Here is a 12,321-nt window from a genome sequence, read left to right on the forward strand (position 1 = left end):
CTCCGAGCGGAACTCGATCCGGCGCGGGTACTTGTACGCGGCCAGCCTCTCGCGGGCGAACGCGGTCAGTTCCTCGGCGGAGACCTCCGTGCCCTCCTTGAGGATCACGAACGCCTTGATCTCCTCGCCGTGGGTCTCGTGCGGGACGCCCACCACCGCCGCGAGGCTGATCGCCGCGTGGGTCATCAGGACCTCCTCGACCTCACGCGGGTACACGTTGAAGCCGCCACGGATGATCATGTCCTTGGAGCGGTCGATGATGAAGTAGAAACCGTCGTCGTCACGGCGGGCGATGTCGCCCGTGCGGAACCAGCCGTCCCTGATGACCTCGGCGTTCACCTCGGGGCGGTCGTGGTACCCCTTCATGACCAGGTGCCCGCGGACCGCGATCTCGCCGACCGGCTCCTTGTCGCCCTCCCCGACGACCTCGTTCCACTCGGGGTCGATCAGCTTCATCTCCACACCCCACACCGGGCGGCCGATGGAACCCGTCTTGGCGCCGGTGGCGGGGTTGTTGAAGGTGGCCACCGGGGAGGTCTCGGACAGGCCGTAGCCCTCCTTGATCCCCACCCCGAAGAGCTTGGTGAAGTCCTCGGCGAGCTGGCCGGGCAGGGCCGAACCACCGGAGACGGCGTCGACCACGTTGCGGGCGATGGCCTCCAGGTCGTACTTCCCCGGCTCCGCCTGCTGGGCGGCGTTGAGCAGACCCCAGTACATGGTGGGCACGCCGGCGAACCCGGTGACGCCCTCCTTCTGCATGAGCTCCAGCGCCTGGTTCCCGTCGAAGCGGGGCATGAGGACCATGGTGCCGTGGCGGTACAGCGACGCGTTGAGCATCACCGTCTGCCCGAAGATGTGGAACAGGGGGAGGACGGTCAGGGACACGTCGCGGCCGTCGGGGTGCGCGTTGACCAGGTTGGAGGCGACCACCGCGTTCATCATCAGGTTGTTGTGGCTCAGCTCGGCGCCCTTGGGCTTGCCGGTGGTGCCGCTGGTGTAGATGATGACGGCCGTGTCGTCGGCCCCGGACTGCACGGTTTCGAAGGTGCCGGGTTGTCCGGCCAGGGCCGCCCAGATCGTCTCGGCGCCCTCGATGGTGGACTCGGTGGCTCCTGCGGTGGCCGGCATGTCCACGAAGGTCTCGCAGCCGTCCACCTGGCCGAACGCCTCGAAGGAACGCTGCCCCAGCGGGAGGTCGGGGGTTCCGGTGAAGGCGAAGAGCGCCTTGGCGCCCGAGTCCTCCAGGTGGTAGGCGAGCTCGCGCGGGGTGAGCAGGACGTTCAGCGGGACGACCACGGCCCCCGCCTTGAGCGCGCCGAAGTACACGAACGGGAAGTACGGCAGGTTGGGGCTGGCCAGCGCCACCCGGTCGCCCGGGCGCACCCCCCTGGAGACCAGGAGGTTGGCCACCTGGTTGGCGATCATGTCGGTGATCGCGTAGTTGAGCCGGGTGTCGCCGAAGACCAGGCACTCCTTCTCGGGCGCGGAACGGGCGCCGTCCTCAAGGAGCACGGACAGGTTGAACATGGGGGCCTCCCGCAGACATGTGAATCCGGACAGGTGAAACGAAGGCCAGGTGTGACCTGGATCGCGTGTTCTGCGCCACTTTGACGGCAGAGTAACAAACCGGGCGGTCGGTGTGGAGGGGCGCAGGGTCCGGAAAATCACCGGTGCGCTGGTCACCCTCCGTGAGGCCAGCCCTGTTCGGGGTCCCGGCCCGGACGGCGGGAAACCGGTCTTCGGCCGTGTACCGCAGCCGCTAACCTGAAGGCAACACACCCAGAACCGGCTAAGGAACACTCAGCGATGACAGCGGTAGACGGCGACCAGACGACGGGCGACACCTACGACGCCCGCGCCCTCCAGGACAAGTGGCAGGCGCGCTGGGCCGCCGAGCTTCCGTTCGAGGCCGACACGGACCCGGGGGACACCCGCCCCCGCTCGTACATCGTCGACATGTTCTCCTACCCCTCCGGTGACCTGCACATGGGCCACGCGGAGGCCTACGCCATCGGTGACGTGATCGGCCGCTACCGCTTCCAGCGCGGCGACAACGTCCTGCACCCGGTCGGCTGGGACTCCTTCGGCCTGCCCGCCGAGAACGCGGCCATCAAGAACAACGACCACCCCTACAAGTGGACGTACGCCAACATCGAGACCCAGGCCTCCTCGATGCGCCGCTACGGCCTGGCCCTGGACTGGTCGCACCGCCTGCACACCAGTGACCCCGAGTACTACAAGTGGAACCAGTGGCTGGTTCNNCTACCGCAAGGACGGCCTGGTCAACTGGTGCCCCCAGGACCAGACGGTGCTCGCCAACGAGCAGGTCGTGCAGGGCAAATGTGAGCGCTGCGGCGCCGACGTCGAGCGCCGCGCCCTCAACCAGTGGTACTTCAAGATCACCGACTACGCCCAGCGCCTGCTGGACGACATGGACCAGCTGGACGGCGGCCGCTGGCCGGACGAGATCCTGGCTATGCAGCGCAACTGGATCGGCCGCTCCACCGGCGCCGACGTGCGCTTCGAGATCGAGGGCCGCGACGAGCCGGTCACCGTCTACACGACCCGGCCCGACACCCTCTACGGCGCCACCTTCTTCGTGGTGGCCGCCGACGCCGACCTGGCCGCTGAGCTGTGCGCGCCCGAGCAGCGCGAGGCCTTCGAGGACTACCGTTCCGAGGTCGCCAAGCTCTCCGACATCGAACGCCAGACCACCGAGCGCCCCAAGACCGGAGTGTTCCTGGGCCGTTACGCGATCAACCCGGTCAACGGCGAGCGCATGCCCGTCTGGGCCGCCGACTACGTTCTGGCCGGATACGGCCACGGCGCCGTCATGGCGGTGCCCGCCCACGACCAGCGCGACCTCGACTTCGCCCTCGCCTTCGACCTGCCCGTGCGGGTCGTGGTCGAGACCGGTGAGGCCGACCCCGCCGAGACCGGCGTCGCCACCGCGGGCGAGGGCGTCCTGCGCGACTCCGGCCCCCTCGACGGCCTGACCAAGACCGACGCCATCGAGCGCATCATCGGCATCCTGCGTGAGCGGGGCACCGGCGACGCCACGGTCAACTTCCGCCTGCGCGACTGGCTGCTGTCCCGCCAGCGCTACTGGGGCACCCCGATCCCGATCGTCCACTGCCCCTCCTGCGGCGAGGTGGCCGTTCCCGACGAGCAGCTGCCGGTGACCCTGCCCGACCTCCAGGGCGCCGAGCTGGCCCCCAAGGGCATCTCCCCGCTGGCCGCCGCCAAGGAGTGGCTGCACGTGGACTGCCCGTCCTGCGGCGGTCCGGCCGAGCGCGACACCGACACCATGGACACCTTCGTGGACTCGTCCTGGTACTTCCTGCGCTACGTCTCCTCGCACCTGGACACGGCCCCCTTCGACACCGAGGAGGTGAACAAGTGGGGTCCCGTCGACCACTACATCGGCGGCAAGGAGCACGCGACGCTGCACCTGATGTACGCGCGCTTCTTCACCAAGGTCCTCTACGACATGGGCATGGTCGGCTTCACCGAGCCCTTCCGCCGTCTGACCAACCAGGGCCAGGTCATCAACGAGGGCCGGGCGATGTCCAAGTCGCTGGGCAACGGCGTGGACCTGGGCAGGGAGATCGACGCCTACGGTGTGGACGCGGTCCGACTGACCATGCTCTTCGCCTCCCCGCCTGAGGAGGACGTGGACTGGGCGGACGTGTCCGTGGTCGCCGCGCAGAAGTTCCTCAACCGCGCCTACCGGGTGATGAGTGAGGCCGGTGCGGGCAGCGCTCCCGGAACGGACCCCTCCACCGGCGACACCGACCTGCGCCGCTTCACGCACCGCTCCATCGACCAGATCACGGCCCTGGTCGAGGACAAGCGCTTCAACGTCGCCATCGCCCGCTGCATGGAACTGGTCTCGGCCGCCCGCAAGGCGATCGACTCCGGGCCCGGCGCCGCCGACCCGGCCGTCCGCGAGGCTGCCGAGTTCGTGGCCGTCGCCCTGTCCCTGTTCGCGCCCTACATCGCGGAGGAGGGCTGGGAGAAGCTGGGCCGCAGCGGCTCGGTGGCCGTCGGCAACTGGCCCGAGGCCGACCCGGAACTGCTGGTCCAGGAGTCGGTCACCTGCGTGGTGCAGGTGCAGAGCAAGGTTCGCGACAAGCTCTCGGTGTCCCCCGACATCGACGCCGCTGAGCTGGAGCGCCTGGCCCTGGCCTCGGAGAAGGCCCAGAGCTTCATCGGTGACAAGACCGTGCGCAAGGTGATCGTCCGCGCACCCAAGCTGGTGAACATCGTCGTCGGTTGATCCGTCGCACGGGGCGGTGGTCGCGGTGGCGGCCACCGCCCTCTACCTTGGGCGTGAGAACTGATGGGGAGGCGGTGGCCGGGTGGGCTCTGCGACAGGTTCCGGACCCAGACCCTGGGTGCGGGCGGCGATCGTGGTGACGGGCACGGTGGCGGTCTCCGCCGCCGCTGTCGGAGGCGGTCTCTGGCTCACGGGGAAAGACCCGGACCAACCCCGGGGCGGTGACGCCCACACCACGGCGCCACCGTGCGGCGTGGTCCCGGAGGAGGCCATAGCCGAGGCGCTGCCCGGTGCCGTCCTGGAATCGGACGACGGCGGCCCGCTCGCGGGCGGTGAGAGCACCTCCTGCGTGTGGACCACCGCCGGACTCGACGCCGAGGAGCAGGGGGTCCTGCGGGTCGATCTGTCCGCGCGCTTCACCGACGCCTCCGCCGAACCGGCCGTGACCGGTGACGAGTCCGCAGCCCGGGCCCAGACCGCCATGGCCCCGGCTCGCGGTCGTTCCGTGGCCCTGGGAACCGGCGCCGAGGCCGAGGTCTGGCGCGGCCAGGTCCCCGGCACCGCCGAACTCGCCTTCCACAGCGACAACCTGCTGGTCCGCGTCTCCTACAGCGCCATGGACGAGGACGACCCCGTGTCCTACGACCGCGCCCAGGAGACCGTCGTGGCCTTCGCAGAACAGCTGGGAGAGGCCCTGTGAGCACCCCCCACCCCGGGCCCCCACCCGCCTTCGGGCAGCCGGAGGACCCCGGAACCACCCCGCCGCAGAGCCGGGGACTGGCCGTCACCCTCCTCGTCGTCCTGGTCGTGGCCGTGCTGGCGCTCGCCGCGTGGCTCGTCTGGTTCCTGCTGCGGGACGACGTGGAACTGGGCGAGTTCGAGGCCGCGCCCGAGTGCGGGACCGGTGAGACCGAGGCCCTGGAGGAGCTGGTGCCCGGCTACGAGAGGGAGATCGAGGAGACCGTCGGCAGCGCCCAGGACCCCTTCGGGGCCGGGTGGCAGTGTCGCTGGGCCACTCCCGAGGGAGCGGGGGCCTCCGTGCCGTCCGCCGCCACCCTCGTCCTGGTCGCCGCCCCGGTCGAGGCAGGCCCGGAGACCGCCGCCGAAACCCTGCGCTCCACCGCCGGTGAGAGCGACGCCCAGCCCGTGGAGGGCCTGGGGGACGAGGCCCTCACCTGGGTCGAGGAGGGTGCCTTCGAGGTGGGCTGCGTGGGTGTGCGGGTCTCCAACCTGTACGTGGAGTCCTGCTACACGGCCGCCACAGACTACGACGCGATCGGTTCCATGGACGGTGTGGCCGCCGCCGAGGAGGCCGAGATCCTCGCCCGCGCCGTCGTCGACGAGCTGCCCGCGCCCGCGGACGACTAGCGGCTCCCGGGTCGGCTACCAGAGACCGTCGAGGAACCGCTCCAGCGCCGGGGTGACGTCGGGGGAGAAGGCACGGTCCGCGTCGAGGGCGGCGGCCCCCGGGGTGTCGTCGTACTCGCGCAGGATGTGGTCCACCCCGGACAGGTCCACCCGCTCGGCGCCGTCCAGACCGGTCATGAGCCGGTCGACCTCCTCCTCGTTCACCTGGGCGTCCTGGTCGCCCCACAGGACCAGTACCGGGGTGTCCCCGGGCAGGCCCTCGGCCAGCTCCACGGGGTCGAAGGAGTCGATCCAGGTCAGGTAGTCCGCACTGTTCTCGTCGAACAGCCCCGTGGTGTCGCTCTCGGGCAGCTCCCCGCCCGCGCGCACGGCGGCCCGGCCCGCCCGCAGGTCCGAGAGCATGCGCGCGGCGGTCACCTCGCCGACACCGCCCTGGGCCTCGGCGGTGCGGATCTGCTCGGACACCTGGCGGTCGATGAGATCCAGCATGCGGGTGCCCGGCGGAGCGGCCAGCACCAGTGCGGGTTCGGCGTCGAGGAGTTCGTGGGCGCGCAGCGCGAACAGGGCGCCCTCACTGTGGCCGAGGATGACCGTGCGCTCGGGGTCCACCTCGGGCTGGGAGACCAGCTCCGTGTAGGCGGCGGCCATCTGCCGGTCGAAGACGAGGGGGTCGACCGGCTGGTCGAGAGCCTCCTCCTCGGCCTCGCTCATGTCGGCCGGATCGGCGCTGCCGAACTTGTCGTAGCGCAGCGAAGCGGCGCCCGCACCGCTCAGCACCCGGGCGAGGTTCAGGTTGGTGTTGGCGTCCGGTCGCGCGGCGCCGTTGCCGTCCCGGTCGGTGGGGCCGCTGCCGGAGACGATGAGCACCCCCGGGACGGAGCCCTCGCCGGCGCCGGAGGGAGCGGTGAAGGTGCCGGGCACGGTGAAACCGCCACCCTCGAAGGAGACCTCGCGCTCCTGCCCGGCGGCACCCGGTAGCTCGGGGCCGTCACCGTCGCTGGGCGTACACGCGGAGACCAGCAGGGCCCCGGCGACCAGGGCCGCGGCCAGGGCGGCACGGGGTCGGCTCGGGGAAGGGGACACGGGGGCGGAGGCAGGTGTCGACACGCCCTCAGCGTATCGGCACGCCCACCACCCCCGGCTCCGGGACCTGGGCTCAGACCCGGCGCATGACCGTGACGACCTTGCCGAGGATGGTGGCCTCGTCACCCTGGATGGGCTCGTAGGCGTCGTTGCGCGGCATCAGCCACACGTGCCCGTCCGGCTCCCGCCGCAGCACCTTGACGGTGGCCTCGTCGTCCAGCATCGCCGCGACGATGTCACCGTTCTCGGCGGTCTGCTGCTGACGGACCACCACCAGGTCGCCGTCGGTGATCGCGGCGTCGATCATGGAGTCGCCGACCACGGTGAGCATGAACAGGCGGCCCTCGCCGACCAGCTGACGCGGCAGCGCCAGGACGTCCTCCACGGCCTCCTCGGCCAGGATCGGGCCACCGGCCGCGATCCGGCCGACCAGCGGCACCGAGGCCGCCCTGGTGGAGTCGGCGGTGAGCTCCTCCTGGGTGAGGGTCTGGGAGGCCTCACGGCCCGGGGTGCGCAGCTCCACGGCGCGCGGCCGGTTCTGGTCCCGGTGCAGGTAACCCTTGCGCTGGAGCACCTTGAGCTGGTGCGCCACGCTGGAGGGGCTGGACAGGCCGACCGTGTCGCCGATCTCCCGGATGGACGGCGGGTAACCCCGTTCCCGGACGTACCGCTGGATGCAGTTGAGGACACTCTGCTGACGTGCGGTGAGCTTGGGGGTGTCGGACCCGGGCGGGCCCGGGTCGCCCACGGGCGAAAGAACGGTGGTGGGTCCGGAGCCGACGGCTCCGGGGTTCTCCTCCGGCACGGCCGGGCCTCCTCGGTGTTCGGTTCGGTCAGGGCCTGTGTGTGGCCGGATCGGCCACGCGGACCGGACGGCGAAGCCGGTGTGAAATCAAGGTCAACTTTAGTCGTTGCACACGGTGATATCAAACAAGCGTTCGAGAACGTGTGGACGAGGGCGCGCACGGATTTCGCATTGTGTTTTCGCGTCCCGATTTCCGATGGCCCGGACTTATGTGTGTACACGCTCGCCGTGGCCGTTGTCCGTGGAATGCGCGCTCCGGTATGGGGTTCGTCTCGCCGTGCCCCGCCGCCACTCCGTGCTGACAGGAGAGGGGGGAATTCGGTCGGCGCCGAGGCGTGGCGGGCGTCGAGCCGCGCGCCCGCGCCCCCTTATCCTTGGATTCGTCTCCCGGAGCCGCACATCCCCGTTTCCACCTCCTCGAACCCCGTTCCTCGGCCGCCCCTGTTCCGGGTTTGGGGACACGCCGTCGTCAGGGTTGCGGGTGTCCGCCCCAACGCCTAGGTTCGACCACAACATCTGGTGTTGACATGGGGGCTGTGGTCAATAAGTTGTGGTTAAGTAGACCTCCAGGGTTGTTGGTCGGGTACAGGAAAGCCAGGTGAACCGGGATGCACTGTCCGTTCTGCCGTCATCCGGACACCAGGGTGATCGACAGCAGGTCCACCGACGACGGCGCGGCCATCCGGCGCCGCAGGACCTGCCCCGTCTGCGAGCGGCGCTTCACCACCCAGGAGACCGTCCTGCTGATGGTGGCCAAGCGGTCCGGGGTCACCGAACCCTTCAGCCGCACCAAGATCATCGCCGGGGTACGCCGCGCCTGCCAGGGCCGTCCCGTCTCCGAGGACGCCCTCGCCAAACTCGGCCAGCAGGTCGAGGAGGAGATCCGCGGCCGGGGCGTGGCCGAGGTGCCCGCCCACGAGATCGGCCTGGCCATCCTGGGCCCCATGCGTGACCTGGACGAGGTCGCCTACCTGCACTTCGCGAGCGTCTACCGTGGGTTCGAGAGCCTCGCCGACTTCGAGGCCGAGATCGCGAGCCTGCGGGAGGACCGCGAGGGAGAACCCGCGGTCGACACCACCGGGTAACCCCGGAGGCCGCCGCATGGTGGGCGGAGAGCCGGGCAGAGACCGTGCCTTCCGCACCACCCCGAACACACATGAACGTCCGCGCGGTCACCGCCGGGTCCGCGCATGACCTTCGGGGAGGGGTCGCCATGACGCGAAGGACGAACGGCACGACCAGGCGCGGGGGCAAGGGCCTGACGATCGGCCGAGTCAACACCACCGAGGGCGTCCATCCGTACGACACCCTCGAATGGGAACTCCGCGACGTCGTCATGACCAACTGGCGCGACGGCACCGTCAACTTCGAGCAGCACGGCGTCGAGTTCCCCGTCACCTGGTCGGTGAACGCCACCCAGATCGTGGCGAGCAAGTACTTCCGGGGGGCCGTGGGCACCCCGGAACGCGAGTCGAGCCTCAGACAGCTCATCGACCGCGTCGTCGGCGTCTACACGAGTACCGGCCGCGAGCACGGCTACTTCGCCTCCGACCAGGACGCCGAGGTCTTCGACCACGAACTCAAGTACGCCCTGGCCCACCAGCTCTTCAGTTTCAACTCCCCGGTCTGGTTCAACGTCGGCACCACCTCGAAGGCCCAGGTCTCCGCGTGCTTCATCCTCTCCGTGGAGGACACGATGGAGTCGATCCTGGAGTGGTACAAGGAGGAGGGGCTGATCTTCAAGGGCGGCTCCGGCGCGGGGGTGAACCTGTCGCGCATCCGCTCCAGTCGGGAGCTGCTGTCCTCCGGGGGCTCCGCCTCGGGCCCGGTCTCCTTCATGCGCGGCGCGGACGCCTCCGCCGGGACCATCAAGTCCGGCGGCGCCACCCGTCGCGCGGCCAAGATGGTGGTGCTCGACGTGGACCACCCCGACATCGAGGAGTTCGTCGGGACCAAGGCGCGCGAGGAGCACAAGATCCGCGCGCTGCGCGACGCGGGCTTCGACGTCGATCTGGGCGGCGACGACATGTTCAGCGTCCAGTACCAGAACGCCAACAACTCCGTCCGCGTGTCCGACGCGTTCATGCGCTCGGTGGAGACCGGCTCCGAGTTCGGTCTGACCTCCCGCACCACGGGCGGGGTCATCGCCACCGTCGACGCCAAGGAGCTCTTCCACAGCATGGCCGCCGCCGCGTGGGAGTGCGCCGACCCGGGCATCCAGTACGACGGCACCATCCAGGACTGGCACACCAACCCCGAGACCGGCCGCATCAGCGCGAGCAATCCCTGCAGCGAGTACCTCAGTCTGGACGACTCGTCCTGCAACCTGGCCTCGATCAACCTGCTGAAGTTCCTGCGCGAGGACGACACGTTCGACGTCGAGGGGTTCATCCGGCTCACCGAACTCGTGATCACCGCGATGGACATCTCCATCACCTTCGCGGACTTCCCCACGGAGAGGATCGGTGAGACCACCCGCGCCTACCGGCAGTTGGGGATCGGGTACGCGAACCTGGGCGCGCTGCTGATGGCCACCGGCCACGCCTACGACTCCGAGGGCGGACGGGCCGTGGCCGCCGCCGTCACCTCTTTGATGACCGCTGCCGCCTACCGCCGAAGCGCCGAACTGGCCGGTGTGGTCGGCCCCTACGACGGATACGGGCGCAACCAGAGCGCCCACGAGCGCGTCATGCGCAAGCACGCGGCGGCCAACGACGGCCTGCGCACCGTCGGCGCACTGGAGGAGCCCGTCCACGCGGCCGCCACCAGGGAGTGGGAGCGGTGCCTGGAGGTCGGCGAACGCAACGGCTGGCGCAACGCCCAGGCGAGCCTTCTCGCCCCCACCGGGACGATCGGGTTCATGATGGACTGCGACACGACCGGGATCGAGCCGGACTTCTCGCTGGTCAAGTACAAGAAGCTGGTCGGCGGCGGGTCCATGCGGATCGTGAACCAGGCGATCCCCCGGGCGCTGCGGAACCTGGGCTACCAGGGCGAGCAGATCGAGCCGATCGTCGACCACGTGGCCGAACACGGGCACGTGGTGGACGCTCCCGGTCTCCGACGGGAGCACTACGAGGTGTTCGACTGCGCCATGGGGCGCCGGTACATCGAGCCCATGGGGCACGTGCGCATGATGGCCGCCACCCAGCCGTTCCTCTCGGGGGCGATCTCCAAGACGGTGAACGTGCCGGAGGGAGCCACGGTCGCCGACTTCGAGGAGATCTACTACGAGGGCTGGCGCCTCGGGCTCAAGGCCCTGGCCGTCTACCGGGACAACTGCAAGGTGGGCCAGCCGTTGTCGGCCTCCGCCGCGGAAGCCGAGGACGCGTCGAAGCCGGTGCGGCGGCGACTGCCCAAGAAGCGGCCGAGCGAGACCACGTCGTTCTCCGTGGGCGGCGCCGAGGGGTACATCACCGCGGGCTCCTACCCGGACAGCGGGCTCGGCGAGGTGTTCCTGAAGCTCGGCAAACAGGGCTCCACCCTGGCGGGGGTGATGGACGCCTTCTCCATCGCGGTCTCCATCGCACTCCAGTACGGGGTGCCGCTGGAGACCTACGTGGAGAAGTTCACCAACATGCGCTTCGACCCGGCGGGCATGACGGACGACCCGGACATCCGTATGGCGCAGTCGGTGGTGGACTACATCTTCCGCCGCCTCGCCCTGGACCACCTGCCCCACGAGGAGCGGGCCGCTTTGGGGGTGCTGTCCGCCTCGGAGCGGGAGGCCCGGGTCCACGGGGAGGACCCGGCCCAGGCCGCCGTTCAGGTGGAGTCGTACGCGCAGTCCGCGGCCTCCGCCGAGGCGCCTGCGCGGGAGGAGCGCCCCGAACGGGCGGCCCCCGACGAGGGGTTCATGGCCGACGCCCCGCTGTGCACCACCTGCGGGACCAGGATGCGCCCCGCGGGCAGCTGCTTCGCCTGTGAGGGCTGTGGCGCCACCAGCGGGTGCAGCTGACTCCCGGGGGCCGGGTTCCGGAGGGAGCCCGCCTGCTGGTGGTCCACACCTTTGGTTGGCGGTGCGGGGAACGGGTACCCCTTCGGCACCCGGCGACGGCCAGTGGAAGGTGGTTCCCATGCTGATAGCCGCGATCCTGCGGGCGAAGGGCCCGGAGGTGGTGAGCGTCGCCCCCGAGGCGACCGTCGCCCGACTGGTCACCGAACTCGCCCGGCACAACGTCGGCGCCGTCGTGGTCGCCGAGAACGACACCCTCGTCGGGATCGTCTCCGAGCGCGACGTGGTCCGGCACCTGGAGCGCCGGGGGCCGGAGCTGATGTCCGCCCCCGTCTCCGACATCATGACCTCCGACGTCTTCACCTGCACCCCCGACGACACCGTCGAGCAGGTCAGCGAACACATGACCGTGCGCCGGTTCCGGCACGTCCCCGTGACAGCCGAGGGACGCCTGGCCGGGATCGTCAGCATCGGCGACCTCGTCAAGAGCCGTCTACGGGGTCTGGAGGACGACCGGGCCCAGCTGGAGGCCTACATCCACCGCCGTTAGGCCTCGGAGCGGTCGCTGGAGGCCACGGCGACGGCGGCGGTCGCGGCGGTCACCCCCAGGACGGCGGGCCACGAGCCGACCTTCTTCGCCAGCGGGTGCGACAGGCCGAAGGCGGCCACGTACACGCCGGTCAGCGCGACGGCGGTGCCCAGACCGGAGCTTCGGCGGGTGGTCTCGAAGGCCGCCGCGCCGAAACCGGCCAGGACCACGCCGCCCAGGGGTCGGTTTCCGGTGGCGCGCGCCACCGAGTAGCCGCCGATCAGACCGGCGGGGGGCAGGGC

Annotated in this window: 9 protein-coding genes and 1 pseudogene; 6 read left to right on the forward strand and 4 right to left on the reverse strand. The window is 70.3% G+C overall.

Features of this window, described 5'->3' with window-relative positions; translation table 11 throughout:
- A partial coding sequence (locus tag D452_RS0116515) for a long-chain-fatty-acid--CoA ligase (protein WP_017545258.1) occupies nt 1–1,527 on the reverse strand: 1,527 nt, incomplete at its 3' end.
- A gap of 279 nt (nt 1,528–1,806) precedes the next feature.
- Here D452_RS0116515 and leuS point away from each other — a divergent pair.
- The 3 genes and pseudogenes from leuS to D452_RS0116530 all read left to right on the forward strand — a co-directional run bounded on the left by leuS (nt 1,807) and on the right by D452_RS0116530 (nt 5,647).
- Nucleotides 1,807–4,279 (forward strand): annotated as a pseudogene (gene leuS / locus D452_RS28430) (leucine--tRNA ligase).
- A gap of 82 nt (nt 4,280–4,361) precedes the next feature.
- On the forward strand, nt 4,362–4,979 hold the full coding sequence (locus tag D452_RS0116525) for a hypothetical protein (RefSeq protein ID WP_239646409.1): 618 nt from the start codon (nt 4,362–4,364) through the stop codon (nt 4,977–4,979).
- Nucleotides 4,976–5,647 carry a hypothetical protein gene (locus tag D452_RS0116530; protein WP_017545260.1) on the forward strand — a complete coding sequence of 224 codons (672 nt, stop codon included), beginning with the start codon at nt 4,976–4,978 and terminating at the stop codon, nt 5,645–5,647. Before D452_RS0116525 ends, D452_RS0116530 begins: the two co-directional genes overlap by 4 nt.
- Nucleotides 5,648–5,662: 15 nt before the next feature.
- Here D452_RS0116530 and D452_RS0116535 read toward each other — a convergent pair whose 3' ends face one another.
- Together D452_RS0116535 and lexA are read right to left on the reverse strand one after the other, a co-directional pair.
- Complete coding sequence (locus D452_RS0116535; RefSeq protein ID WP_026129390.1) at nt 5,663–6,754, reverse strand: alpha/beta hydrolase family protein; 1,092 nt, start codon at nt 6,752–6,754, stop codon at nt 5,663–5,665.
- Between the two features lie 49 nt (nt 6,755–6,803).
- Entirely contained in the window at nt 6,804–7,478 is a 675-nt protein-coding gene (lexA, locus tag D452_RS0116540) for a transcriptional repressor LexA (protein WP_239646410.1), read from the reverse strand.
- 665 nt (nt 7,479–8,143) lie between these two features.
- Here lexA and nrdR point away from each other — a divergent pair.
- The 3 genes from nrdR (at nt 8,144) to D452_RS0116555 (ending at nt 12,040) form a co-directional block, all read left to right on the forward strand.
- A complete protein-coding gene (gene nrdR / locus D452_RS0116545; protein ID WP_017545263.1) occupies nt 8,144–8,620 on the forward strand; it encodes a transcriptional regulator NrdR in 477 nt (158 codons plus the stop codon).
- A 128-nt stretch (nt 8,621–8,748) separates the two neighbouring features.
- The gene (locus D452_RS0116550) at nt 8,749–11,493 is read left to right on the forward strand and encodes a vitamin B12-dependent ribonucleotide reductase (RefSeq protein WP_026129391.1); all 2,745 of its coding nucleotides are present in this window, start codon (nt 8,749–8,751) and stop codon (nt 11,491–11,493) included.
- 118 nt (nt 11,494–11,611) lie between these two features.
- On the forward strand, nt 11,612–12,040 hold the full coding sequence (locus D452_RS0116555; protein WP_017545265.1) for a CBS domain-containing protein: 429 nt from the start codon (nt 11,612–11,614) through the stop codon (nt 12,038–12,040).
- On the opposite strand, the gene D452_RS0116560 is transcribed toward D452_RS0116555, so the two are convergent.
- Entirely contained in the window at nt 12,037–12,318 is a 282-nt protein-coding gene (locus D452_RS0116560) for a hypothetical protein (RefSeq protein ID WP_026129392.1), read from the reverse strand. The genes D452_RS0116555 and D452_RS0116560 overlap by 4 nt on opposite strands.
- Nucleotides 12,319–12,321: the final 3 nt, after the last annotated feature.

It is taken from the genome of Nocardiopsis prasina DSM 43845 (assembly GCF_000341265.1).
In the GTDB taxonomy this organism is placed as follows: Bacteria; Actinomycetota; Actinomycetes; order Streptosporangiales; family Streptosporangiaceae; genus Nocardiopsis; species Nocardiopsis prasina.